22 protein-coding genes are annotated in these 23793 nt (G+C 72.6%); 9 read left to right on the plus strand and 13 right to left on the minus strand.

Features of this window, described 5'->3' with window-relative positions:
- Window positions 1-11: 11 nt before the first annotated feature.
- From FHU36_RS27325 to nirD, 4 genes are read left to right on the plus strand one after another with little or no spacing between them, the layout of a single operon-like run.
- Complete coding sequence (locus FHU36_RS27325; RefSeq protein WP_185086658.1) at window positions 12-2057, plus strand: molybdopterin oxidoreductase family protein; 2046 nt, start codon at window positions 12-14, stop codon at window positions 2055-2057.
- Window positions 2054-3451 (plus strand): FAD-dependent oxidoreductase, encoded by a 1398-nt coding sequence (locus FHU36_RS27330; protein ID WP_185086659.1) that lies wholly within the window; start codon window positions 2054-2056, stop codon window positions 3449-3451. Before FHU36_RS27325 ends, FHU36_RS27330 begins: the two co-directional genes overlap by 4 nt.
- The gene (gene nirB, locus FHU36_RS27335) at window positions 3448-5883 is read left to right on the plus strand and encodes a nitrite reductase large subunit NirB (protein ID WP_185086660.1); all 2436 of its coding nucleotides are present in this window, start codon (window positions 3448-3450) and stop codon (window positions 5881-5883) included. Before FHU36_RS27330 ends, nirB begins: the two co-directional genes overlap by 4 nt.
- On the plus strand, window positions 5880-6251 hold the full coding sequence (nirD, locus tag FHU36_RS27340) for a nitrite reductase small subunit NirD (RefSeq protein WP_185086661.1): 372 nt from the start codon (window positions 5880-5882) through the stop codon (window positions 6249-6251). The genes nirB and nirD overlap by 4 nt, the downstream gene beginning before the upstream one ends.
- Window positions 6252-6295: 44 nt before the next feature.
- Here the strand turns inward: nirD and FHU36_RS27345 are convergent, their stop codons facing one another.
- The 5 genes from FHU36_RS27345 to FHU36_RS27365 form a co-directional block, all read right to left on the minus strand.
- Window positions 6296-7213 carry an ABC transporter ATP-binding protein gene (locus FHU36_RS27345; RefSeq protein ID WP_185086662.1) on the minus strand — a complete coding sequence of 306 codons (918 nt, stop codon included), beginning with the start codon at window positions 7211-7213 and terminating at the stop codon, window positions 6296-6298.
- The gene (locus FHU36_RS27350) at window positions 7213-8154 is read right to left on the minus strand and encodes an ABC transporter ATP-binding protein (protein WP_185086663.1); all 942 of its coding nucleotides are present in this window, start codon (window positions 8152-8154) and stop codon (window positions 7213-7215) included. The genes FHU36_RS27345 and FHU36_RS27350 overlap by 1 nt, the downstream gene beginning before the upstream one ends.
- Window positions 8151-9041 (minus strand): ABC transporter permease, encoded by an 891-nt coding sequence (locus FHU36_RS27355; RefSeq protein WP_185086664.1) that lies wholly within the window; start codon window positions 9039-9041, stop codon window positions 8151-8153. Before FHU36_RS27355 ends, FHU36_RS27350 begins: the two co-directional genes overlap by 4 nt.
- Complete coding sequence (locus FHU36_RS27360; RefSeq protein ID WP_185086665.1) at window positions 9038-10033, minus strand: ABC transporter permease; 996 nt, start codon at window positions 10031-10033, stop codon at window positions 9038-9040. Before FHU36_RS27360 ends, FHU36_RS27355 begins: the two co-directional genes overlap by 4 nt.
- Before the next feature lie 100 nt (window positions 10034-10133).
- Window positions 10134-11891 carry an ABC transporter substrate-binding protein gene (locus tag FHU36_RS27365; protein WP_185086666.1) on the minus strand — a complete coding sequence of 586 codons (1758 nt, stop codon included), beginning with the start codon at window positions 11889-11891 and terminating at the stop codon, window positions 10134-10136.
- Window positions 11892-12221: 330 nt separating this feature from the next.
- Here FHU36_RS27365 and FHU36_RS27370 point away from each other — a divergent pair, with 330 nt between their 5' ends.
- A complete protein-coding gene (locus tag FHU36_RS27370) occupies window positions 12222-13265 on the plus strand; it encodes a LacI family DNA-binding transcriptional regulator (RefSeq protein ID WP_185086667.1) in 1044 nt (347 codons plus the stop codon).
- Window positions 13266-13347: 82 nt separating this feature from the next.
- On the opposite strand, the gene FHU36_RS27375 is transcribed toward FHU36_RS27370, so the two are convergent.
- Complete coding sequence (locus FHU36_RS27375; RefSeq protein WP_185086668.1) at window positions 13348-14238, minus strand: FRG domain-containing protein; 891 nt, start codon at window positions 14236-14238, stop codon at window positions 13348-13350.
- A gap of 117 nt (window positions 14239-14355) precedes the next feature.
- On the opposite strand from FHU36_RS27375, the gene FHU36_RS27380 reads away from it, so the two are divergent.
- Together FHU36_RS27380 and FHU36_RS27385 are read left to right on the plus strand one after the other, a co-directional pair.
- The gene (locus tag FHU36_RS27380) at window positions 14356-15006 is read left to right on the plus strand and encodes a DUF2975 domain-containing protein (RefSeq protein WP_185086669.1); all 651 of its coding nucleotides are present in this window, start codon (window positions 14356-14358) and stop codon (window positions 15004-15006) included.
- A complete protein-coding gene (locus tag FHU36_RS27385; protein WP_185086670.1) occupies window positions 15007-15249 on the plus strand; it encodes a helix-turn-helix domain-containing protein in 243 nt (80 codons plus the stop codon).
- A 57-nt stretch (window positions 15250-15306) separates the two neighbouring features.
- On the opposite strand, the gene FHU36_RS27390 is transcribed toward FHU36_RS27385, so the two are convergent.
- The 7 genes from FHU36_RS27390 to FHU36_RS27420 all read right to left on the minus strand — a co-directional run bounded on the left by FHU36_RS27390 (window position 15307) and on the right by FHU36_RS27420 (window position 21691).
- Complete coding sequence (locus tag FHU36_RS27390) at window positions 15307-15678, minus strand: VOC family protein (protein ID WP_185086671.1); 372 nt, start codon at window positions 15676-15678, stop codon at window positions 15307-15309.
- Between the two features lie 12 nt (window positions 15679-15690).
- Window positions 15691-16068, minus strand: a complete 378-nt coding sequence (locus tag FHU36_RS27395; protein WP_185086672.1) for a VOC family protein — start codon at window positions 16066-16068, stop codon at window positions 15691-15693.
- A gap of 84 nt (window positions 16069-16152) precedes the next feature.
- Entirely contained in the window at window positions 16153-17823 is a 1671-nt protein-coding gene (locus FHU36_RS27400; RefSeq protein WP_185086673.1) for an endo-1,4-beta-xylanase, read from the minus strand.
- A gap of 241 nt (window positions 17824-18064) precedes the next feature.
- Window positions 18065-19288: an ABC transporter permease gene (locus tag FHU36_RS27405; RefSeq protein WP_246502585.1), complete on the minus strand. Its 1224-nt coding sequence runs from the start codon at window positions 19286-19288 to the stop codon at window positions 18065-18067.
- Window positions 19288-19992: an ABC transporter ATP-binding protein gene (locus FHU36_RS27410; protein ID WP_185087674.1), complete on the minus strand. Its 705-nt coding sequence runs from the start codon at window positions 19990-19992 to the stop codon at window positions 19288-19290. The genes FHU36_RS27405 and FHU36_RS27410 overlap by 1 nt, the downstream gene beginning before the upstream one ends.
- Before the next feature lie 8 nt (window positions 19993-20000).
- Window positions 20001-21167, minus strand: coding sequence for a peptidoglycan-binding protein (locus FHU36_RS27415; RefSeq protein WP_185086674.1), 1167 nt, complete (start codon window positions 21165-21167; stop codon window positions 20001-20003).
- On the minus strand, window positions 21167-21691 hold the full coding sequence (locus FHU36_RS27420; protein ID WP_312891860.1) for a hypothetical protein: 525 nt from the start codon (window positions 21689-21691) through the stop codon (window positions 21167-21169). Before FHU36_RS27420 ends, FHU36_RS27415 begins: the two co-directional genes overlap by 1 nt.
- Before the next feature lie 150 nt (window positions 21692-21841).
- Between FHU36_RS27420 and FHU36_RS27425 the strand changes: the two genes are divergently transcribed.
- Both FHU36_RS27425 and FHU36_RS27430 read left to right on the plus strand, forming a co-directional pair.
- Entirely contained in the window at window positions 21842-22498 is a 657-nt protein-coding gene (locus FHU36_RS27425; RefSeq protein WP_185086675.1) for a response regulator transcription factor, read from the plus strand.
- Window positions 22495-23697 carry a sensor histidine kinase gene (locus tag FHU36_RS27430; protein WP_185086676.1) on the plus strand — a complete coding sequence of 401 codons (1203 nt, stop codon included), beginning with the start codon at window positions 22495-22497 and terminating at the stop codon, window positions 23695-23697. The genes FHU36_RS27425 and FHU36_RS27430 overlap by 4 nt, the downstream gene beginning before the upstream one ends.
- Window positions 23698-23793: the final 96 nt, after the last annotated feature.

The raw sequence follows: 23793 nt of genomic DNA on the forward strand, positions 1-23793 counted from the left end.
CCCCTTCCGGCATGACGACCCCTGGCAGGACGAACGTGGAACTCCCCGTGCTGACGCACTGCCCGTACTGCGCCCTGCAGTGCGGCATGGCGATCACCCCAGAGGCCGCCATCACCCCGAGGACCGACATCCCGGCCAACGCCGGGGGCGCCCTGTGCCAGAAGGGCTGGACCGCGGGCGAGCTGCTCACCAACGGCGAGCGGCTGACCGGCCCGTTGCTGCACGGCAGGCCCGTCGCGTGGGAGACCGCTCTCGACCACGTGGCCGACCGGCTGTCCCTGATCCGCGCCGAGCACGGCCCCGACGCCGTGGCCGTGTTCGGCGGCGGCGGGCTCACCAACGAGAAGGCCTACCAGCTCGGCAAGTTCGCCCGGGTGGCGCTCGGCACCAGCCAGATCGACTACAACGGCCGCTTCTGCATGTCGTCGGCGGCGGCCGCGTCGATGCGGGCGTTCGGCATGGACCGCGGGATGCCGTTCCCGATCACGGACCTGGCGGAGGCGGACGTGGTGCTGCTGGCAGGCGGCAACGTCGCCGAGACGATGCCGCCGTTCGTCCGCCACCTGTCGGGACCGCGGCTGATCGTGGTGGACCCGCGCCGCACGGCGACCGCCAAGCTGGCCTGGCTGCACCTGCAGCCAACCCCCGGCACCGACCTGGCGCTGGCGCTCGGCCTGCTGCACCTGGCCATCGCCGAGAACCTGGTCGACGAGGAGTACATCGCCGCCCGCACCACCGGTTTCGAGGAGGTGCGCACGTCGCTCGCGTCGTGGTGGCCGGAGCGGGTCGAGCGGGTCACGGGCGTGCCGGTGGCGCGGATGCGACAGGCCGTGCGGGCGCTGGCCGCCGCCCAGCGGGCGATCGTGCTCACCGGCCGGGGCGCCGAGCAGCACGCCAAGGGCACCGACACGGTGACCGCGTTCATCAACCTGGCGCTCGCGCTCGGCCTGCCCGGCACGCCCGGCTCCGGGTACGGCTGCGTCACCGGCCAGGGCAACGGCCAGGGCGGCCGGGAGCACGGGCAGAAGGCCGACCAGCTCCCCGGCTACCGCAAGATCGACGACCCGGCGGCCCGCGAGCACGTCGCCAAGGTGTGGGGCGTGCAGCCGGACGACCTGCCGGGTCCCGGCCGGTCCGCCTACGAGCTGCTCGACGCGCTCGGCACGCCGGCCGGGCCCCGGGCGCTGCTGCTGTTCGGCTCCAACCCCGTGGTGTCGGCGCCGCGCTCGGCGCACGTCACCGGGCGGCTGGACGCGCTGGACCTGCTGGTGGTGTGCGACGTGGTGATGTCGGAGACCGCGGCGAGGGCCGAGGTGGTGTTCCCCGTGACGCAGTGGGCCGAGGAGACCGGCACGATGACCAACCTGGAGGGCCGGGTGCTGCTGCGCCGCAAGGCCGTCGAGCCGCCCGCCGGGGTGCGCAGCGACCTTGAGGTGATCCGGGAGCTGGCCGCCCGGCTCGGCCACGCGTGGCCGTCGGACCCCCGCGTGGTGTTCGACGAGCTGCGCGAGGCTAGCGCCGGCGGCCTGGCCGACTACGCGGGCATCACCTACGAGCGGATCGAGGCGGACAAGGGCGTCTTCTGGCCCTGCCCGGCACCGGGCCACCCGGGCACGCCGCGGCCGTTCCTCGACCGGTTCGCCACCCCGGACGGGCGGGCCAGGTTCACGCCGGTCGAGCACCGGCCCGCGGCCGAGGAGATCGACGCGGACTACCCCGTCTACCTCACCACGGGCCGGGTGCTCGCCCACTACCAGAGCGGCGCCCAGACCCGCCGGATCGGCCCGCTGGCCGAGGCGGTGTCCGAGCCGTTCGTGGAGCTGCACCCGGACCTCGCCGAGGAGCTGCGGATCGGCGCCGGCGACATGGTCCGGGTGCGCAGCCGCCGGGGCGAGACACGGGGAGCGGCGAGGATCAGCGACGCGATCAGGCGCGACACGGTGTTCATGCCGTTCCACTGGGAGGGCGCCAACCGCCTGACCAACCCCGCGCTGGATCCGACGTCCCGGATGCCGGAGTTCAAGGTGTGCGCCGTCAAGGTGGAGAGGGTCGCATGAGACTGGTCGTCGTAGGCAACGGCATGGCGGGCTCCCGCCTGGTGAGCGAGGTGCGGGCACGTGACCCGCACCTGCCGATCACCGTGGTGGGGGCCGAGACGTGCCAGCCGTACAACCGTGTGCTGCTGTCCAACGTGCTCGCCGGAAGCACCCGGCCCGAGCAGGTGCGATTGCTCGACCCCTCCTGGTACGCGGCGCACCGCGTGGAGGCCGTCTTCGGCAGCGCCGTGACGTGCCTCGACCGCGACACCCGCGCGGTCGTCACCGAGGACGGGCGGCGGGTGCCGTACGACGTGCTCGTGCTGGCCACCGGCAGCGACGCCATCGTGCCGCCGATCCCCGGCGTGGAGCGGGCCATCCCGTTCCGCACGCTGGGCGACTGCGAGCGCATCCTGGAGTCGGCGGGCAGCAGCCGCCGGGCCGTGGTGATCGGCGGCGGGCTGCTCGGCGTCGAGGCGGCCCGCGGCCTGGCCGGGCGGGGCCTGCCGGTGACGCTGCTGCATCTGGCCGGCCACCTGATGGAGCGCCAGCTCGACGTGGAGGCCGGTGAGGTGCTCGGCGAGACGCTGGCCGGGCTGGGCGTGGACATCCGTACCGGCGTGACCGCGCAGGCGGTGCAGGCTGACGGCGTCCTGCTCGCGGACGGCGACCTGGTCGAGGGCGACCTCGTCGTGCTGGCCTGCGGCGTCCGCCCGGTCACCGGGCTGGCCGCCGACGCGGGCCTGGAGGTGCGCCGCGGCATCGTGGTGGACGACGAGATGCGCACCGACGACCCGTCGATCTTCGCGATCGGCGAGTGCGCCGAGCACGACGGCACCGTGTACGGCCTGGTCGCCCCCGCGTGGGAGCAGGCGGGCGTCGCCGCGGACGTCATCACCGGCGGCAAGGCGCTCTACCGCGGCTCGCGCATGGTGACCCGGCTCAAGGCGCGCAGCGTGGAGCTGGCCGCGATGGGCGAGACGCAGCTCACCGAGGAGCACGCCGAGGTGGTGCGCTTCACCCACCGGGCCCGCGGCACCTACCGCAAGCTCGTCATCCGCGACGGCCGGCTCGTGGGGGCGATCGTGCTGGGCGAGAGCGACGCGGTCGGCACGCTGACGCAGCTCTTCGACCGCGGCGGCCCGCTGCCGGGCGACCGGGCCGGGCTGCTGTTCCCCGGGCTGTCGGCCACGGCGCACGTCGCCGACAGCCCGACGCTGATGCCGGACGCGGCGAAGGTGTGCCAGTGCAACAACGTGACCAAGGGCCAGATCCGGGCGTGCTGGGAGGCCGGCGCCCGGGACGTGGCCGGGATCGCGGCCGCGACCAGGGCCACGACCGGGTGCGGCACGTGCCGCGACGCGGTCGAGGGCATCGTCGGCTGGCTGTGTGAGCAGGAAGGGGTTTCGGCATGAGGAACGTCGTCGTCGTGGGGTTCGGCCCGGCCGCCCACCGGTTCGTCGAGACCCTGACGGAGCGGGGGTTCGGCGGGCGGATCACCGTCATCGGGGAGGAGCCGCGCCCGGCCTACGACCGGGTGGCGCTGACCTCGTACCTGACGGACAAGAGCCTGGAGGACCTCACCTACCCGGTGCCGGACGGGGTCGTGACCAGGCTGGACACCCGCGTCACCGGGATCGACCGCGAGGCCCGCGTGGTGACCACCGCCGACGGGACCGCCGAGCCGTACGACGTGCTGGTGCTGGCGACCGGGTCGGCGCCGTTCGTGCCGCCGGTGCCGGGCGCCGAGCACGCCTTCGTCTACCGCACGATCGACGACCTGGACGCGATCCGGGACGCCTCGCAGGGCGCGGCGGAGGGCGTCGTGGTCGGCGGCGGGCTGCTCGGCCTGGAGGCGGCCGACGCGCTGCGCGGCCTCGGGCTGCGCACCCACATCGTGGAGATGAGCCCGTGGCTGATGCCGCGCCAGGTCGACGAGGGCGGCGGCTCGGTGCTGAAGGGCCACATCGAGGGCCTGGGGCTGAGCGTGCACGCCGGCGCGGGCGTCCAGGAGATCGTCACCGACTCCGGCGGCCGGGTCACCGGGCTGCTGAAGCCGGACGGCACGCTGCTCGACGCCCAGGTGGTGGTCATCTCCGCCGGCATCAGGCCGCGCGACGAGCTGGCCCGCGCCTGCGGCCTGGAGGTGGGCGAGCGGGGCGGCATCGTGGTGGACGAGGGCATGCGCACCTCCGACCCGGCCGTGTACGCGATCGGTGAGTGCGCGCTGGCCGGCGGCATGGTGTACGGCCTGGTCGGGCCGTGCTTCACGATGGCGGAGGTGGCCGCCGACCGCGTCCTGGGCGGCGGGTCCGGCTTCGAGGGCGCCGACCTGTCCACCAAGCTGAAGCTGCTCGGCGTGGAGGTGGCGCAGTTCGGCGCGATGGACGGCGCGCTCGACGTGACCTACATGGACCCGGTGGGCGGCATCTACAAGAAGCTGTTCATCAGCGACGACGCGCAGACGCTGCTCGGCGGCATCTGCGTGGGCGATGCCGGGCCGTACACCACGCTGCGGCCCTTCGTCGGCAAGCCGCTGCCGGCCGCGCCGTCGGACCTGCTGTTCACCGGGTCCGGCGCGGCGAACCTGGACCTGCCCGACGAGGCGCAGGTCTGCTCGTGCAACAACGTCACCGCGGGCGCGGTCCGCACGGCCGTCGCCGACAAGGGCGTGACCGACGTCCCCGGCGTCAAGGCGTGCACCCGGGCGGGCACCACCTGCGGGAGCTGCGTGCCGCTGCTCAAGCAGCTCCTGGAGAGGTCGGGCGTCGAGATCAGCAAGGCGCTGTGCGAGCACTTCACCTACTCGCGGGCCGAGCTGTTCGACATCATCCGGGTGCGCGGCGTCACGACGTTCTCCGAGCTCATCGCGAACCACGGGACCGGGCGCGGCTGCGACATCTGCAAGCCCACGGTGGCCTCCATCCTGGCCTCGCTGCACAACGGGCACGTGCTGGAGGGCGAGCGGGCGACGCTGCAGGACACCAACGACGCGTTCCTGGCCAACATCCAGAAGAACGGCACGTACTCGGTCGTCCCGCGCATCCCGGGCGGCGAGATCACCCCGGACAAGCTCATCGTGATCGGCGAGGTGGCCCGCGACTTCGGCCTCTACACCAAGATCACCGGAGGGCAGCGGATCGACCTGTTCGGCGCCCGCGTCGAACAGCTCCCGCAGATCTGGAAGCGGCTGGTGGACGCCGGGTTCGAGTCGGGCCACGCGTACGGCAAGGCGCTGCGCACGGTCAAGTCGTGCGTCGGCTCCACCTGGTGTCGCTACGGCGTGCAGGACTCGGTGGGCCTGGCGATCGAGCTGGAGCTGCGCTACCGGGGCCTGCGGGCGCCGCACAAGCTGAAGTCGGCGGTGTCGGGCTGCGCCCGCGAGTGCGCGGAGGCCCGCTCGAAGGACTTCGGCATCATCGCCACCGAGCAGGGCTGGAACCTGTACGTGGGCGGCAACGGCGGTTTCAAGCCGCGCCACGCCGACCTGTTCGCCTCGGACCTGTCGACCGACGAGCTGATCAGGACCATCGACAGGTTCGTCATGTACTACATCCGCACGGCCGACCGGCTCCAGCGCACGGCCGCCTGGATCGAGTCCGTCGAGGGCGGTCTCGACCACGTCCGCGACGTGATCGTGAACGACTCGCTGGGCCTGTGCGCGGAGCTGGACGCGCAGATGGCGCACCACGTGGCCACGTACCAGGACGAGTGGCGCGCCACCATCGAGGACCCGGAGAAGCTGAGCCGCTTCGTCAGCTTCGTCAACGCCCCGGGCGTCCCCGACCCGTCGATCGTCTTCGAACGCGAACGTGACCAGATCAAGCCGATGGTGGTGACTTCATGAGCTGGATGACCGTGTGCGACTACCACGTCCTGCTGCCGGAGCGGGGGGCGTGCGCCCTGGTGGACGGCGAGCAGGTGGCCGTCTTCCGCACCTTCGAGGGGCAGGTGTACGCGATCGGCAACCTCGACCCGTTCAGCGGCGCGTACGTGCTCTCCCGCGGCATCGTGGGCACCAGGGGCGGCGAGCCGACCGTGGCCTCCCCCCTGCACAAGCAGGTGTTCTCCCTCGTCACGGGGGCGTGCCTGGACGATCCGGGCGTGCGCGTGCCGACCTACCCGGCGCGGGTGGTCGACGGCCGGGTCGAGGTGGCCGCGGGCGCCGCGATCGTGGAGGCGGCCGGCGAGCGCCGCCTCGTGGACGCCTCATAGCGGGCCCTGTGGTGGGGCCCTGTGGTGGGGCCGGCAGTGGGCCCTCACGGGGGCGGGCAGTCGGCGAGCCGGGCGCAGGCGACCAGGTGTCCCGGCCCGGCCTCCACCAGCCGCCGGTCCGGCCGCCCGTCCGACCGCCCGTCACCGCCGGCCGCCCCGCTGTCGTGGTAGAGGCAGGAGGTCACGGGCGACGGGTCCTCCCAGGGCGCGTTCAGCCGGGGCACCGCGGCCAGCAGGGCCCGCGTGTAGGGGTGCCGGGGGTCACCGAACACCTGGTCCGTCGGGCCCATCTCGACGACGGCGCCGCCACGCAACACGACCGTGCGCTCGGCCAGGTAGGTGCCGAGTGACAGGTCGTGGGTGACGTACAGCACGCCGAGGCCGCGGGTCTTCAGCTCGGCCAGCAGGTTGAGCACGTCGATGCGGGTGGACGCGTCGAGCATGCTGGTGATCTCGTCGGCGACCAGCAGCTTCAGGTCGAGCAGCAGCGCGCGGGCGATCAGCATGCGCTGGAGCTGGCCGCCGCTGAGCTGGTGGGGGTACTTGCCGAGCACCTCGCCGGGATTGAGCCGCACGTCCCGCACCGCGGCGTCCACCCGCTCCGTCCACTCGGCCGCGGACACCCGCGGGAAGTAGCTCTCCTTGATCAGCGTGAACACGCGGTCGGCCTTGAACACCGGGTTGTAGCAGCTGAACGGGTCCTGGAAGACGCCCTGCACGGCCCGGTAGTAGTCCTTGCCCGGCCGGACCGGGGACCCGTCCACGGTGATGGCGCCGCTGGTGACGGAGGTCAGGCCGAGGATCATCCGGCCGATGGTGCTCTTGCCGCTGCCGCTCTCGCCGATGAGCGAGACGACCTCGCCGGGCAGCACGTCGAAGCTCACCCCGCCGACGGCCGTCACCGTCCTACCGCCGAAGGTGCCGGTCCTGTACACCTTGGTGACGTTGTCGAGTCTCAGCATCAGGCCTTCCAGCACGCGACGAAGTGGTCAGGCTCGGTCTCGGTCACCGGCGGGTCCTCGGCGCACCCCGCGTCGGCGAGCGGGCAGCGGTCGCGGAACCGGCAGCCGGGCTGGGGGTCGAGCAGCGAGGGCGGGCTGCCGGCGATGCCCGACAGCCGGCGCTCGGCGTGGCGGACGCCGACCTCGGGCAGCGAGTTGATCAGCATGCGGGTGTACGGGTGGCGGGGCGCCTTGACCATGACGTCGGCGGGCGCCTTCTCGGCGAGCCGGCCCGCGTACATCACCATGATCGTGTCGGCGATGTGGGAGGTGAGCGCCAGGTCGTGGGTGATGAAGATCATGCTCTTGACGACGCCGCCGTCGCGGAAGCCGAGCAGTGCCCGGGCGACCGCCTTCTGGGTGGACACGTCGAGCGCGGAGGTGATCTCGTCGGCGACCAGGAGCGACGGGTCGAGCAGGGTGGAGACGACCATGACCATGCGCTGCTTCATGCCGCCGGACAGTTCGAGGGGGTAGCGGTCCAGCACCTCGCGGGGCAGCCCGACGAGGTCGAGCCGGCGTTCCAGCTTGTCACGGTCGAGGGCGACGCCGCGCGACCTCAGCAGCTCGCCGACCATCCGGCCGATGCGGCGGGTGGGGTTGAGCGCGCTCATCGAGTACTGCGGGACGAGCGACACCTCGTGGAAGCGGAAGTCGTTCATCCGCCGGTCGTCGGCGATGGGCAGCTCGCGCCCGTCCAGCTCGACGGTGCCGCCGGCGTGCCGCATCCGCCCGTCCAGCCGGATGAGGCTCTTGCCGAGCGTGGTCTTGCCGCACCCGGACTCGCCGGCGAGGCCGAGGATCTCGCCGTCCCGCACGCCGAACGACACGCCGTCGAGCGCCTTCACCTCGCCCCGCAGCGTCCGGTAGGAGACCCGCAGGTCGGTGACGGTGAGCGTCATGTCGTCCTCAGCTTCGGGTTGAAGACCTCGTCGAGGCCGACGTTGGCGACGTAGAGGGCGCCCACGATCGCGGTGATCGCCAGGCCGGGCGGCACGAACCACCACCACAGGCCGAGTTGCAGCGCGCTCCACTGGGTGGCGTTCTGCAGCATCAGCCCGAGCGAGACGCCCTCGGTGGGGCCGAGCCCGATGAAGTCGAGCGACGAGGCGATGAGCACCGAACCGCCGAACAGCAGGATGAACGTCATGAACAGGTAGGAGCTCATGTTGGGCGCGATCTCCCGCGCGATGATCCGCGGCGTGGTCAGGCCGCTGAGCCTGGCCAGGTCCACGAAGTCGCGGCCGCGCAGCGAGAACGTCTGCGCCCGGATCGCCCGGGCCGCCCACGGCCAGGAGGTCAGGCCGATGAACAGCGCCTGCACGGCGACGCTGCGGATGCCGAGGTAGGCGTTGATGATGAGCAGCACCGCCAGCGTCGGGATGACGAGGACGATGTTGGTGAGCATGTTCAGCACCTCGTCCACCAGGCCGCCCCGGTAGCCGGCGACGAACCCGACCACCATCGCGATCACCGCCGCGATGCCGCCGCCGAGCGCCCCGGCGGCGAACGTGGTGCGCAGGCCGTACACGAACTGGGTGAAGACGTCCTGGCCGAACGTCGTCGTGCCGAGCCAGTGCTCGGCCGACGGCGGCAGCATGGGCGCGGCGACGTACTCGTTGGGCGCCGTCACGCCGAGGAGGAGCGGCCCGAGCACGCCGAGCAGCAGCAGGACCAGCACCAGCCCGAACCCGGTGACCAGCTTGCCGTTGCGCACCGCGAAGTGCAGCGCCTCCCGGCGGACCACCCGGGTCTCGGCGCGGCCCTCGGCGAGGGGGGTCGTGGTCATGCCTGTGCACCCGCCATTCCGGCTCGTGTGCGGGGATCGACCACGACGTAGACGAGGTCGATGACGAAGTTGGCCACGAGCACGCCGATCACGATGAACATGAACGTGCCCTGCAGCAGGAAGAAGTCCTGGTTCTGGATGGCCTTGAGGATCAGGCTGCCCAGCCCCGGATAGGAGAAGACGATCTCGGTGACCAGCGCCCCCGCCACCAGCACGCCGAGTTGCAGGGCGAGCCCGGTGATCTGCGGCAGCACCGCGTTGCGGAAGGCGTAGCGGCGGATCAGCTTGGCCGGCGCGCCGAGGGCGGCCAGGTAGGTGGCGTAGTCCGACTCCAGCTCATAGATGATCATGTTGCGCATGCCGATGGCCCAGCCGCCGAGCGCCACGAGGAACAGCGACAGGAACGGCAGCACCCAGTGGTGCACCAGGCTCAGCAGGAACTCCCCGGTCAGGGCCGGCCGCAGCGAGAAGGCGTAGCCGCCGGCCACCGGGAACCAGCCGGCCACCACCCCGAGCCCCCAGGCGAGCAGCACGGCCAGCCACATGTACGGCATGGCCGTCAGCACGTAGCCGACGGGCAGGACGGTGTTGTCGAGCAGCCTGCGCCGCGCCGCGTAGGCGCCGAGCCGGTTGCCCGCCCACCAGCTCAGCAGCACCGCCGGGATCATCAGCGCCAGCGTGTACGGCACCGCACGCAGGATGACCGTGCTGACCGGGGTGGGGAACAGCCAGATGCTGATGCCGAAGTCGCCGCGCAGCAGGGTCGCCCAGAAGTTGGCGTACTGCTCCCACAGCGGCCGGTCGAAGCCGAACAGGTCGGTGTAGTAGACGCGCATCGCCTCGACGGCCGCGGGCTGCGACACGCCGGTCCTGGCCAGCATGCCCGCCACGGGGTCGCCCGGCATGAAGCGCGGGATCATCCAGTTGACGGTGACGGCGACCACGAAGGTCAGCGCGTAGACGAGGAGTTTCCTGCCGAAGTATTGGCGCACGTGAGCCTCTCCAGGGCCCCCTCCCCCGCGGTCGCGCGGGGCGGAGGGGGCCGTTCACATCAGGTCGTTCTCATCAGGTCGGTCAGGCTCATCAGGTCGGTCAGGAACCGGCCGGCTGGATCTGCGTGAGCGTCTCGAACCCGCCCAGCTCCAGCCAGTGGCGCCACATCACGGGCGCGGACTTGGGGGCGCCCTGCGCGGCGGACGGCCAGTTCTTCCACGTGGCGACGCTCGACTGGGCCCACAGGCCGTTGTACCAGAGCGGGATGATCGGCATCTCGTCGAGGTGGATCCGCTGGATCTGCGAGATGACCGCCTTCATGCCGGCGACGTCGTCGGTGCGGACCTGGTTGAGCTGCTGCACCAGTTCCCAGGCGCGCTTGTTCTCGTAGCGTCCGAAGTTGACGGTGTTCTGCGTCTTGTTGACGGGGAGCTGGAAGACGTAGTCGTAGTACGTCCACGGGGTGTTGGAGAGCTGGCGCTCGTTGTTGACGAGCAGGTCGAAGTCGCCCTTGCTGCGCTTCTCGACCAGGGCGTTGAAGTCGGGGAAGTCGGGGGTGACGTCGATGCCGGCGGCCTTGGCGCTGGTGGCGATGGTGCGGGCGGCCTCCATCCAGTCGGTCCAGCCGGTCGGCACCATCAGCGTCAGCTTGATCTTGGAGCCGTCCTTGTTCTCGACCAGGCCGTCGCCGTCGCGGTCGCGGTAGCCGGCGTCGGCGAGCGTCTTCCTGGCCTTGGCCGTGTCGAAGGCGAAGCCGCTGCCGCCCACCACGGCCTGGTCGACGAACTGGTCCCACTGCGGCAGCAGGCCGGTGGGACTGGCGACCTTGACGAGGTTGCCGTACACGCCCTCGACGATCTTCTTGGTGTCGACGGAGGCCGCCAGCGCCTTGCGGAAGGCCGGGTCGTCCATCGGCTTCCTGGTGGTGTTGGGCACCAGCCAGGCGGTGTTGGCCGAGAGCATGTACGGCGGCTCGTTGTAGAAGGTGGTGATGCCGAAGTTGCCGTTGACCAGGTTGGCGACGCCGGGCAGGAAGTTGTTGCTCAGGTCCAGGCCTTTCTGCAGCAGCATGCCCATGGCCACCTCGTTGCCGGGGGTGGCGACGTCCACGATGTAGCGCGGCTTGGGCTCCTTGCCGAGGGCGCTCTTGCCCCACCAGTCGTCGCGCCTGACGTAGACGACGCGGTCCTGGTCGTGGCTCTGGTACGTGTAGGCGCCGGATCCGACGGGCTTCTCGTTGGCGCCGTTGAGCACCTCCTCCTCCGACCGGCCCGCCCAGATGTGCTCGGGCACGATGACACGGCTGTAGAGGTTGAAGTCCCACTCCTGGTAGTTGGCCTTGGAGAAGGTGAAGCGCACGGTCTTGTCGTCGATCGCCTCGGCGCTCTTGAGCCAGTCGAAGAGGTTGTGGAACGAGATCGTCTCGATCTTGCCCAGGCCGTAGGAGAAGGCCACGTCCTTGGCGGTGAGCGGCTTGCCGTCGGACCAGGTGACGCCGGACCGGATCTTGGCCTCGTAGACGGTGTCGCTGGTCCAGGAGCCGCTCTCGGCGAGCCAGGGGACGAGCTTGGCGGTGTTGGGGTCGTAGTGGAAGAGCGTCTCGTAGACGAGGCCCTTGGTGCCGGTGGCGTGGTCGCCCTCGCGGATGGGGTTGAAGTGGGCGGGCGGGCCCCACTGGGTGCCGGTGGTGTAGAGCGTCTCGTTGCGGGGCAGCGAGCCGGGGTTCCCCGGGTTGCCGGCGGGCGGGCTCGCGCCCTGGGAGCCCTGGGTGGGCAGGGTGGCGCCGCCACCGGAGCACGCGGCGGCGGCCATGGCCGCCGCGAGGAGCGGAACGAGGATCCGCGCCCGCTTTCGCATCAGTTTCTCCTTCCCCGCCGAGGCGGAGGTTCGACCGTCTGGCACAGCCCCGAGGTGGCGGCGTGAGCCGCCGTGTGGACCGGTCAGCGGCCGTTCTCGGCCCGCGCCGACACGCAGGCGGCGGACCCGCTGTGAGAGCGCTCCCACTGAACCGGGTAAGTATCGCGACCGTAAAATCGCACGATCGCTCAGTCAAGACCTGTAATGAGGTCGAAATCCTGCATGCACGAAAGGGAGCGGAATATCGCCATTTCACCCGTGTCATCGGGGCGTGGCGGGAGTATGGTTCGTCTGCACAAATGGCTAACCGGTTCACGCTGAGGGGGCTCGGTGAAGCGTCCGACGATCGCCGACATCGCGCGGCGCGCGGGAGTCTCCAAGGTGGCCGTATCGTACGCGCTCAACGACCGTCCCGGGGTGTCGGCGGCCAAGCGGGCGGTGATCAAGGCCATCGCGGAGGAGATCGGCTGGCGGCCCAACAGCGCGGCGCGGGCGCTCAGCCGGGCACGGGCCCACTCGGTCGGCCTGACGCTGTGCCGGCCCGCCCGCATCCTGGGCGTCGAGCCGTTCTTCATGGAGCTGATCAGCGGCATCGAGACCGAGCTGTCCGGACGCTCGTACGCGCTGATGCTGCAGGTCTCGAGCACGCCGGAGGAGGAGCTGGAGGTCTACCGCCGCTGGTCCGGCGAGGGCAGGGTGGACGGCGTGATCCTGGTGGACCTGCGCTTCGCCGACCCCCGCGTCACCGTGCTGGCGCAGCTCGGCCTGCCGGCGGTGGTGATCGGCCATCCGTCGGAGTCGGGGCCGCTGGCGGCGGTGTGGTCCGACGACGCCGCAGCCGTGCGTGAGACCGTCGAGTACCTGGCGGCGCTCGGGCACCGCCGGATCGCCCGGGTGGCCGGGCTGCCGGAGCTGGTGCACACGGTGCTGCGCGACCGGGCGTTCACCGCCGCCTGCGCGGAGCTCGGGCTGGGCACGCCCGCCGTCATGCACACCGACTACACCGGAGCGGAGGGGGCGCGGGCCACCCGCCGCCTGGTGAGCGCCCCCACCCGGCCGACGGCGATCGTCTACGACAACGACATCATGGCCGTCGCCGGGATGTCCGCCGCGCTGGAGTTGCGGCTGGACGTGCCCGGTGACCTGTCGATCGTGGCCTGGGACGACTCGCCGCTCTCCCAGGTCGTCCGGCCGGCGCTGAGCGCGCTGACCCGCGACATCCCCGCCTACGGCGCCCGGGCGGCGCGCACCCTGCTGTCGCTGATCGCCGGGGAGCAGGCGGCGGACGCCGAGGACCCGGCCGCGCGCCTGGTGCCGCGCGGCAGCACCGCCCCACCACCGCCGACCGCTGACACGCGCGGCCGGCCACCGTGACGCGCCGATCCGGGACGGGCCGAGAGTCGCTCCACGACGGGCCGAGGCGCGAACCCGGGACGGGCCGGCGGGCGGGGTGCGGTCAGCGGGCGTCGTCGCGGCCGGGGCCGGGGCCGGCGGGGTCGTCCGGCGGCGCCTGGTCCGCCATCCGGGTGGAGGCGCAGGCATCCTCGTCCCGGCCGGAGGCGGCGCCGGGCGAGTAGTAGCGGCGCAGCCAGGCGGCCAGGCCGTCGAGGCCGGGCATCAGCGCGCGCTCGGTGATCCCGGCCTGGTCCAGCCGCTCGCGAACCTCGGCCTTGACCTCGGGAGGCACCCGCCAGGCCCACCACAGATCGGGGTGCTTGTCCAGCCAGTCCTCGACCGGCCGGGTCACGTCCGACAGCGCCGACAGCACCGACGACTGGGTGATGATGCGCTCGTCCAGCGACGGCGGCTCGAAGAACACGAGGAAGGGATCGTCGGCGCCCAGTTCGTCCAGGGTGTCCAGATCGGGTGCGGCGCGGGCCAGCATCTCGGTGGTGAACAGCAGCGCCCCCTCGCCGTCGAGCACGTCGCGCAGCGGCGCGGGCAGCTCCTGGTGCACGGCCGCGCAGTCCACGCCGACGAGCATCGCCGCCTCCTCGGGCCAGCCGACCGTCGCGAAGTGCAGCGCCACGAGCGGCGAGAACGTCCAGTCGAGCAGCCGGGTGGGCAGGCCGTGGTGCTGCCCGAGGGCGAGCCAGTCCCACAGGGTCGGGCCGGGCGCCTGGCGATGGGCGTACTTGCGGAAGTTGCGGATGAGATGGCGCTCCACGGCCGGGCAGTCACCGGTCAGCCGCGCCAGCCCGGCCAGCAGCACGTGCGGGGGGCGGGCCCGGCCGCGGAAGACCACGGTCGAGTGGGAACGGCCGCCGGCACGGTGCCCGCGCAGGCCGCTGACCTCGCTGATCGAGTCGTCGAGCTCCCTCCAGGAGGAGACCGTGTGGATCGCCATGACGGTACCGATGCCCGTCCGGCAGTCGGCCACACCTTGGCGACCACGGGTGGTCTTTTATCGATTTTCGATGTTACGGTGGAGGCGTCCTCATCGAAAAACAATAAAGGAGCTGCGATGTCGGACGGCCGGGGAACTCTCGTGGCCCGGATGGACGGCCGGTGGACGCGCCGCCTGCACGTGCTGCTGACGACCGCGACGGTCCTGTTCACCCTGCTCCTCGTGGGCGGGCTGGTGCAGAGCGCCGCCATGGCCGTGCCGGGCGAGCCCCGCGGCGGCGCGGGCTTCGCCGGCCTGCGGCTGCCGTCCGCCGGCGTGCCGCTCGGCGGCACCCTCGTACCGGGCGTGCACGCTGTGGACGTGCGGGTCGAGGCGAGCCTGTACGACCCGGAGCGGGCCCCGCTGCTGGCCGGGCTGTTCCTCTTCACGTGGCTGCCCACCGTGCTGATCATCGTGGTGGCGCTGTTCCTGCTCACCCGGATCACGACGCGGGGACTGGCCGGCGACCGGGCGCTGTTCTCGGCGGACACGGTCGGCGACCTGCGTAGGATCGGTGCGGTGCTCCTCATCGGCTCACCGGTGGCCTTCGCCCTCGACTTCGGGGCGAAGACCGTCGCCGCCCACCTGACGGTCACCGATGCCTGGGTGGCCCTCGGCGACGCCGTCAGTCCCGTCGCCGGCATGCTGATGGGCATGGGGGCGTTCGTGGTGGCCGAGGTGATCGGGCGGGGGCTGGTCATGCTGGACGAGCTCGAAGGGACGATCTGAGTGCCGCCGGGCGAACTCACCGGACGGATCGAGGTCCGGCTCGACGAGCTGCTCGCCCGGCGCGGCATGACGCTGACCGAGCTGTCGCACCGGGTGGAGGTGACGATCGCCAACCTGTCGATACTCAAGACCGGCAAGGGCAAGGCGATCAGGTTCTCCACCCTGACGCGGCTGTGCGAGGTGCTCGAGTGCCAGCCGGGCGACCTGCTGCGCTACACCGAGGACCCGCCGTCCGGTCACTGACGGCCCGGCGCCCGCTCCGCCCCGTGCCGTTCGGGGCGGAGCGGGCGGCCCCCGTCCTTACGGCTCCTGCAAAACCGACAGGATGTTGCCCGCCGGGTCGGCGAACCAGGCGATGAGCGGGCCGCCGCCGCGGAAGATGCCCCGTTCGTCCGCCTCCAGGTGCGGGTAGCGCTCGAAGCGCACCCCGCGCGCGGCCAGCTCGTCCACCACCTTGCCGATGTCGTCCACCGGGAAGTTGAGCACGGTGTACGTGGCCGGCGTGTGGTCGTCCTTCGGGTAGACCAGGATGTCCCGGCCGCCTCTGATGTGCAGGGTCAGCAGGCCGTTCTCCACCGACACCGTCAGGCCGAGCGTTCCCTCGTAGAACGCCCTGGCCGCCTCGATGTCGTCGACGGAGAAGCCGCTGAACGCCTTGACCGAGCCGAGCATGGTGACCTCCTCTCACATGGCCGCGCGGTGTTCCTCGCTGAGCTGGATGATCTGGACGTAGTTGCCGTCCGGGTCGATCGCGGTGGCGAACAGGCTGCCGTCACGGTCCTCCAGCTCGGCCAGCCACGACACGCCCAGCCCGGTCATCCGGGCGACCACGGCGCGGGCGTCGGCCACGTCGAAGTTGAGGATGAACCGGCCGGGCTCGGGGTTCTTGTCGGAGATGTCGGAGCGGGTGTCGACGATGAGATGGAAGCCGCCGAACGTGAGCACCCGGTAGTCGCCGACCACGGTGTCGGCCTCCGGGTCGAGGGCCGCGGCGTACCAGCGGCTCAGCCGTTCGGGGTCGGCGCTGGCGAGCAGCATGCCGTCCAGGGCGGGTCGCTTCATGATGCCTCCCGAGGCGATGAGGTGGTCTCACCTGTCCTGACTCGGCGACCGGCCGGAACTCATCGCCCGGGAGGCGGTCTTTTTTCAGCCGCAGGCGTAGCCGGACGGGGTGGCCGTGTTCCCGTCGGGGCGGCCGGCCTGGAAGCCGAACGTGGCGGTCGCGCCCGGCGCGAGGGCGGCGTTGTGGGCGGCGTTGCGCGCCGTGACGGTCTGCCCGCTGGTGGTGAGGGTGGCGTTCCAGGACCCGGTGACGGTGTGGCCCGCGGGCAGGGTGAAGGTGACCGTCCAGCCGTTCAGCGCCGAGGCGCCGGTGTTCGTGACGGTGACCGGCTGGACGACGTAGCCGTTGCCCCACTGGGTCTGCACGGTGGCGGCGACCGCGCACGGCCCGCCTCCCCCGCCGGTGGCCGTGGTGAAGGCCACGGTGGCGGAGGCCGGGGACTGGTTCCCGGCGCCGTCGCGGGCGCGCACGTACACCTCGTAGCGCGTGGCGGGGCTCAGCCCGGTCAGCGTCACGGACGGGCCGGCGCTCTGCCCGAGCTGCGGGTCCGTGCTGCCCTGCTCCCGGTGGACGGTGTAGCCGGCCAGCCCGCTGCCGCCCGCGTCGGTGGAGGGGGTCCAGGTCAGCGTGGCGGTCGTGGCCGTGACGCCGGACGCCACCGGGGTGCCCGGCGCGGTCGGCGGCGTGGTGTCGGAGCCGGTGCCGCCCGCGAGGGCGTCGTGGACGGCGGTGTAGGCGGGCTTGGGACGGTAGTTCTCGTCGTAGATCAGCGCGGCCCCCTGGCCGGAGAAGGTGTCGGGCACCCAGGAGTGCTTGTCGGTGAAGCCCCAGATCGTGATCCCGGCGCAGGCGGTGACGGCGAGGCAGGCGTTGACGGTGTCGCGGTAGTAGGTCGCCTGGGTGGCGTCCTTGCTCGCGTCGCGGGGCATCACCATGCGGATGTCGAGCTCGGTGACCCTGACCTGGACGCCGAGGTCGGCGAAGCGCTGCATGTTCTGCTGGACCTGGCCGGGGAAGCCGTACTGGATGGCGAGGTGGCCCTGGAAGCCGACGCAGTCCACCGGGACGCCCTGCTGGCGCAGCGTGCGCACGAGGTTGTACATGGCGGTGCTCTTGGCGTTGATCCCCTCGACGTTGTAGTCGTTGATGCACAGCCGGGCGTCGGGATCGGCGGCGCGGGCCGCGCGGAAGGCGTCGGCGATGTAGCTCTCGCCGAGCGTGTTGTACCAGAACGAGGTGCGCATGCCACCGCTGTCGTCGAAGACCTCGTTGACCACGTCCCAGGAGACGACCGCGGGGTCGTCGGCGTAGCGGCCGACGACCTGGGCGATGTGCTCGCGCATGGCCGCGCGCATGGCGGTGGCGCCGAGGCTCTGCACCCAGCCGGGGGTCTGGCTGTGCCAGACGAGGGTGTGGCCGTGGACCTGCTGCCCGTTGGCGGCGGCGAAGTCGACGACGGCGTCGGCTCCGGTGAAGGTGAACCGGCCCTGGCTGGGCTCGGTGGCGTCCCACTTCATGGCGTTCTCGGCGGTGATCTGGTTGAACTCGGCGGCGGCGATGTCGCGGTAGGCGCTCTCGTTCGCCAGCGGGCCGGTGGCCAGGGCGGCGCCGATGAACTTGCCGCGCGCCGCGGCGTGCTGGCGCAGCGCCGCCGAGGCGCCGGCGGGTGTGCCCGGCAGGAGGAAGGCGGCGAGCAGCCCGAAGAGGGCGGCCAGCGCCAGGGTCCTGATGCGGGAGCGGTCGTGCGAAGGCACAGGCGTCCACCTCCACGTGCGTTCCGAAATTTTCGGCCCGGTCTGGGATCCACCCGGACGGTAGGCACGCTGGGGGTAGGGGTCAACCGGCAGAGCACGTAGGGAGCCCGGTGGTGCTGAAACTATCGGTTACGCTATGAAAGTTTCACAGACGGCCACGGCCGCCCGTGGACGAACTGCCGCCCCCTCTCCCGCCCGCCCCGGTGACCGAGCGGGCGGGAGAAGGCGGCCGCCGCCGGGCTCAAGGAGTGGCGAGGGCCTCGGTCGGGGAGAGGCGGGAGGCGCGGACGGCCGGGTAGAGGCCCGCGACCGCTCCGATGGCGAGCGTGGCGGCCAGGCCGCCGCCGGTCGCCCAGGCGGGCACCACGGCCGGCCACCCCTGGTACAGCGCGTACCCCGCCGTGACCCCCGTGCCGAGCAGCAGGCCGCCGGCGCCGCCCAGCGCGGACAGCAGCAGCGACTCGGCGAGGAACTGCGTGCGGATCTGCCCGCGCGTGGCGCCGAGCGAGCGGCGCAGCCCGATCTCCGGCCGCCGTTCCAGCACCGAGATGACCATGGTGTTGGCCACGCCGACCCCGCCGACGAGCAGCGCCACGGCGCCGACGCCCAGCAGCAGCCCGGTGAACGCCTGGCTGGTGGCCTGCTTGGCGGCGAGCGCGTCCGACGGGCGCGACACCTCGACCTCGTTCGGCGCCTGCGGGTTGGCCGTCCCGGCTAGCACCTCCCGGACGGACTCCAGCCGCGCCTCCTCCGCACGGGTGTAGAGGGTCGTCGGGTGCCCGTCGAAGCCGAGCACGGCCTCGGCGACGGGCCACCCGACGAGCGCGGCCGTGTCCAGTTCGGTGGCCAGCGGCACCGGATCGAGGATCCCGACGACCGTGAACCTCTCCCCGCCGACGACCACCTGGGTGTCGGGGCCGGCCGCGGGCACGCCGAGCCGCTCGGCGGCCGTGGACCCGAGCACCACCGCCGGATAGCGGTGGGTGGCCTCGTTCAGCCAGGTCCCGCTGCGCGGCGCGGCGCCGACGGTGGCGAGCAGGTCGGGGCGGGCGGCGTAGACGGAGATGCCGCCGGTCTGGGCGCGGGGGATCTCCTCGCTCCGGTACACCTTGGCGTCGGCGACGTACCCGACGGCGGAGACGGCGTCCACGGGGCCGATCCGTTCGATCATCGCCTCGGCCTCCACCGGCATCTTGGCCTCCTCACCGAGGAGGGTGCGCCCGGAGGAGACGGTGAGCAGGTTGGTGCCCAGCGCGGAGAGCGTACGGTCCAGCTCGGCCCCCGACGAGGAGGAGATGCCGACCACGCCGATCATCGCGGCGATGCCGATGGCGATGCCCAGCGCGGACAGGAAGGCCCGCAGCGGGCGGGTGCGCAGGCCCACCGCACCGACCCGCAGGACGTCGCGCGGCCGCATCCTGGCCGGGACGGGCGGCGGCCGGTCGGCGAGCTCGACCACGGCCATCACGATCCCCCTGCCGGGACCGCCGCCACCGGCGTGACCGGGCGGGTGACGTCGGCGACGACGCGGCCGTCACGCATGCGGATCTCGCGGGGCAGGCCGGCGGCGATCTCGCGGTCGTGAGTGATGATCACGATCGTGGTGCCGGCGTCGTTCAGGTCGTGCAGCAGGTCCATCACCCCGGCGCCCGAGACGGAGTCCAGGGCACCCGTCGGCTCGTCGGCCAGCAGCAGCGGCGGGTCCCCGGCCACGGCCCGCGCGATGGCGACCCGCTGCCGCTCGCCCCCGGACAGCTCGTGCGGCTCGTGGTCGAGCCGGTGGCCGAGGCCGACGCGCTCCAGCGCGGCGGCCGCCCGGCGCCGCCGTTCGGAGCGGGGCAGGCCGCTGTAGAGCAGGCCGTCGGCGACGTTGTCCAGTGCGGGCACCTTGGCGGCCAGGTGGAAGTGCTGGAACACGAAGCCGACGCGCGTCGCCCGCAGCGCCGACAGCGCCCTGTCGGACAGGGCGGAGACGTCGTAGCCGTCGACGCGCACGGTCCCGGATGTGGGCCGGTCGAGGGTGCCGATGGTGTTCAGCATGGTCGACTTGCCGGACCCGGACGGCCCGGCGATGGCGACCAGCTCGCCCCGCTCGATCTCCAGCGACACCCCGGCCAGCGCGACGACGCCCCCCGGGTAGGCCCTGGTCACCTCGGACATGGAGATCATGGGCGGCGTCACCGGGGCATCCCCACGGTCATGCCCGCCGTGAGGCCGGGCCCGCTGATCTCGACGCGGCCGCCGGCGAACAGACCGGTCTCCACCGCGACGTACCTGGTCGAGGTGCCCTCGACGACCTCCACGCCGAAGCCGCCCTCGCGCAGCGCGACCAGCGCGGCGACCGGCACGGTGAGCACGTCCTCGCGCCGGGCGGCGGTGAACGTGACGTCCACCGCCGCCTGGTCGAGGCGCGCGACCCCCTTGCGCGCGGCCTTCTTGCCGCCGGTCAGGGAGACGAGCGCCTCCAGCCTCGTCTGTGGCTCGGCGTTGGGGCCGTCGCCGGGTTCGATGACGGTGGCGACCTCCGTCACCTTGCCGGGCACGCGTCCGCCGTCGGGCAGCGTGACGGTGACCTTGGCGCCCTTGCCGGCCATCCGCTGGTCCTCGGCGTCCAGCCGTACGGTGACGACCTTCTCGGTACCGGTGTAGGACAGGACCTTGCGGCCGGGGCCGGTGGGCTGGCCGGGCTGGGCGTCCAGGGTCTCCACCCGGACCGCTCCGGCGGCGAAGACGACACGGCCCAGCTCGACGACGCCGGTCTGGTCCAGGCCGCGGTCGTCCTGCCACTCCATGACGGCCGCGGCGGTGGCCTCGGTGTAGGTGTCGTCCACGGTGAAGCCGTCGTAGCCGAGCTCGCGCAGGTTGCGCTCCAGGTTCTCGACGTCGCGACCCTCCGCGCCGATCCGCAGGTCGCGGTACGCGGGCGTCGAGCCGTACAGGAGCACGACGGGGTCGTTGTCGACGCGGTACAGCGACCGGCCGCGGCTGACCCGGGCGCCGCTGTCGGGCAGCCAGGTGATCGTCCCGGGTCTGCGGCTCACCGCCGTGGTGGCGGGGCCGTAGCCGAGTTCGCCGTCCACGTCGCGGGTGTCGTCGAGCGTCTGCTCGGTGATCCGGGTGGTGGCCGGGGGCAGGGCGGCCGCCGCCGGCTCCGCCCCGCCGCCCTCCAGCAGGCCGGCGTTGGTCACGGTCACGGCGGCCGCCCCGGTGAGGGCGACGGCGGTGAGCAGGACCGCGGCCCTCCTGCCCCGGCGGCGGCGTGGCCGGGGCGACGGCGGCTCGGTGCCGGAAGCGGGCGGGTCGGTCCCGGCTGCGGGCGGGTCGCCGAGGGTGGTGCGGCCCATCAGGAGCCTCCGGGGTTCAGCCGGCACTTCTGCTGGGCCGCCTCGAAGTCGGGGTCGCCGGCGATGTCGGCGGTGACGCGCAGGCCGCCGCCCGGCTCCGGGTCGGGGAAGTCGGGCACGCCGTTGTCGCGCATGCACTGGGCGAGGGCGCGCATCCGCTCGGCGTTCTGCTGGGCGCCCGGCCCGGTGCCGCCCGTCGGCTGGTACTGCTTGCACGCGTCCATGGCCTTGGCCATGGTCTCCTCGCTGCCCGGCTTCCCGGTGATCATGACGCCCTTGCCCGGCTGCGGGTCGGCCATGTCGATGCCGTTCTCGCGCATGCACTGCGCGAACTTCACGCCCTTCTCGTCGTTGCTCAGGCTGGGCGCCGCGCTGCCGGTCGCGGCCGCTCCGCCGCCGGTCGCCGACGCGACGTCGGAGCCGCCGCCGTCGTCCGCGCCGCATCCGGCCAGGGTCAGGGCTGCGGCCAGGGCCAGCGCCGAAACCGTTCCGAGGACCCGTCCTCGCCGCAATGTGTTCCGCACGTGTGCTCTCCTCGTCCGGGCCGGACCCGTGCCGGCCGTACGGGGACAGATGCAACCGGGTGGGCCGTTTCCCGGCCGTTTCCATGCGCGCTAACGCCGGGGAAACGGCGGTTGCGGCAGGATCGACGCGGCACACGAGGAAGGACGGCGATGCGGGTTCTGGTGGTGGAGGACGAGCGGATGCTCGCCGACGCGATAGCCGAGTGGCTGCGCGAGGAGACGCACGCGGTCGACACGGCGCACGACGGCGCGGCGGCGCTGGAGCGGATCGGGGTCAACGACTACGACGTGGTCGTCCTCGACCGGGATCTGCCGGTGGTGCACGGCGACGAGGTGTGCCGTGAGCTGGTCGCGTCCGACTCGACCGCGCGGGTGCTCATGCTGACGGCCGCCGCGGAGATCGGCGACCGGGTGGCGGGGCTGTCGCTGGGCGCCGACGACTACCTCGCCAAGCCGTTCGCCTTCGCGGAGCTGGCAGCGCGGGTGCTGGCGCTGGGGCGGCGGGCGCGGCCCGCGGCACCGCCGGTGCTGCGGCGGGCCGGGATCACGCTCGATCCCGCGCGCCGGGAGGTGTTCAGGGACGGCAGATACGTGCCGCTGTCGAAGAAGGAGTTCGCCGTGCTGACCGAGCTGTTGCGGGCCGAGGGGGCGGTGGTGCCGGCCGAGACGCTGCTGGAGAAGGCGTGGGACGAGAACGCCGACCCGTTCACCGGTGTGGTCCGGCTGACCATTCTCAAGCTGCGCCGCAAGCTCGGCGAGCCCGCGGTGGTGGAGACGGTCCCGGGCGTGGGATACCGAATCGGATGAAGATCCGCACGCCGCACCCCACGTTGCGGGCCCGGCTCACGCTCGTGTACGGGGCGCTGTTCCTCCTCGCCGGGCTGACGCTGCTCGCGGTCACGTACCTGCTGTTCAACCAGCAACTCTCGCGGTCGTTCAACTCCCGCTACGGCGCGCCGGGCGGCAGGCCGACCCGGCTCGCCATCGTCTCTCCCAACGGGTACATGCTGGAGGGCGCCGACGCGCTGCGCTGGATGCAGGCGCAGGAGGCCGAGCTGCGCGAGGCGGCCGTGACGTCGCTGCTCACCCAGGGGGCGGTCGCCCTGGCCGTGGTGGCCCTCGCCGCCGCCGCGCTCGGCTGGGTGGTGGCCGGGCGGATGCTGGCCCCGCTGCGCCTGGTGACGGCGACGGCGCGGCGCATCGCCGCCGCCCCGGCCGCCGACCGCGGCCTGCACGAGCGCATCGCGCTGCGGGGGCCGGTCGACGAGGTGAAGGAACTGGCCGACACGTTCGACACCATGGTCGAACGGCTCGACCACTCCTTCGACGGGCAGCGCAGGTTCGTCGCCAACGCCTCCCACGAGCTGCGCACCCCGCTGACGCTCAACCGGGCGCTGGTCGAGCTGGCCATGCACCGCCGGACGGCCTCGGTCGACGTCAAACGGCTCGGCGAGAGCCTGCTGGAGATCAACGCGCGGCACGAACGGCTCATCTCCGGGCTGCTGCTGCTCGCCCGCGCCGACCACGAGATCGGCGACCGGTCGCCGGTGGACCTCGCCGACGTGGTGGCGCACGTGGTGGCGCAGACGGCCCCGGAGGCCGAGCAGGCGCGCGTCACCGTGCAGGAGGCGGCCTTCCCCGCACCGGCCGGCGGCGACGCGATGCTGCTCGAACGGATGGTGCACAACCTGGTCGAGAACGGCATCCGGCACAACACCGGCGACGGCACCGGCTGGGTCCGGGTCGCGAGCCGCACCTCGCCCGCGGGTGAGGCCGAGGTGGAGGTGTCCAACACCGGGCCGGCCGTCCCGCCGTACGAGATCCCGGCGCTGTTCAAGCCGTTCCACCGGCTCGGCGAGGAGCGCATGGTCACCGGGCGCAGCGCGGGGCTGGGCCTGTCGATCGTCCGGTCGGTGGCCCGGGCGCACGGCGGCGACGTCACGGCCCGGCCGCGCGAGGGCGGTGGGCTGGTCGTCACGGTCACGCTGCCCCGCGCGGGAGCGTAGGCGGCGGGGTCGCCAAGTCGCACGTGTCGCTTACGCTATGCAATCATGTCCTGTCGGCATGTACGGGCGAGGTGCGGCGTGGAAGCGCCATGTCGT

It is taken from the genome of Nonomuraea muscovyensis, assembly GCF_014207745.1.
Taxonomy (GTDB): domain Bacteria; phylum Actinomycetota; class Actinomycetes; order Streptosporangiales; family Streptosporangiaceae; genus Nonomuraea; species Nonomuraea muscovyensis.

Coding starts and splice junctions, on each gene's coding strand:
- FHU36_RS27325 (WP_185086658.1), top strand. CDS start 12: ATGACGACCCCTGGCAGGACGAACGTGGAACTCCCCGTGCTGACGCAC.
- FHU36_RS27330 (WP_185086659.1), top strand. CDS start 2,054: ATGAGACTGGTCGTCGTAGGCAACGGCATGGCGGGCTCCCGCCTGGTG.
- nirB (WP_185086660.1), top strand. CDS start 3,448: ATGAGGAACGTCGTCGTCGTGGGGTTCGGCCCGGCCGCCCACCGGTTC.
- nirD (WP_185086661.1), top strand. CDS start 5,880: ATGAGCTGGATGACCGTGTGCGACTACCACGTCCTGCTGCCGGAGCGG.
- FHU36_RS27345 (WP_185086662.1), bottom strand. CDS start 7,213: ATGCTGAGACTCGACAACGTCACCAAGGTGTACAGGACCGGCACCTTC.
- FHU36_RS27350 (WP_185086663.1), bottom strand. CDS start 8,154: ATGACGCTCACCGTCACCGACCTGCGGGTCTCCTACCGGACGCTGCGG.
- FHU36_RS27355 (WP_185086664.1), bottom strand. CDS start 9,041: ATGACCACGACCCCCCTCGCCGAGGGCCGCGCCGAGACCCGGGTGGTC.
- FHU36_RS27365 (WP_185086666.1), bottom strand. CDS start 11,891: ATGCGAAAGCGGGCGCGGATCCTCGTTCCGCTCCTCGCGGCGGCCATG.
- FHU36_RS27375 (WP_185086668.1), bottom strand. CDS start 14,238: ATGGCGATCCACACGGTCTCCTCCTGGAGGGAGCTCGACGACTCGATC.
- FHU36_RS27380 (WP_185086669.1), top strand. CDS start 14,356: ATGTCGGACGGCCGGGGAACTCTCGTGGCCCGGATGGACGGCCGGTGG.
- FHU36_RS27390 (WP_185086671.1), bottom strand. CDS start 15,678: ATGCTCGGCTCGGTCAAGGCGTTCAGCGGCTTCTCCGTCGACGACATC.
- FHU36_RS27395 (WP_185086672.1), bottom strand. CDS start 16,068: ATGAAGCGACCCGCCCTGGACGGCATGCTGCTCGCCAGCGCCGACCCC.
- FHU36_RS27405 (WP_246502585.1), bottom strand. CDS start 19,288: ATGGCCGTGGTCGAGCTCGCCGACCGGCCGCCGCCCGTCCCGGCCAGG.
- FHU36_RS27410 (WP_185087674.1), bottom strand. CDS start 19,992: ATGATCTCCATGTCCGAGGTGACCAGGGCCTACCCGGGGGGCGTCGTC.
- FHU36_RS27415 (WP_185086674.1), bottom strand. CDS start 21,167: ATGGGCCGCACCACCCTCGGCGACCCGCCCGCAGCCGGGACCGACCCG.
- FHU36_RS27425 (WP_185086675.1), top strand. CDS start 21,842: ATGCGGGTTCTGGTGGTGGAGGACGAGCGGATGCTCGCCGACGCGATA.
- FHU36_RS27430 (WP_185086676.1), top strand. CDS start 22,495: ATGAAGATCCGCACGCCGCACCCCACGTTGCGGGCCCGGCTCACGCTC.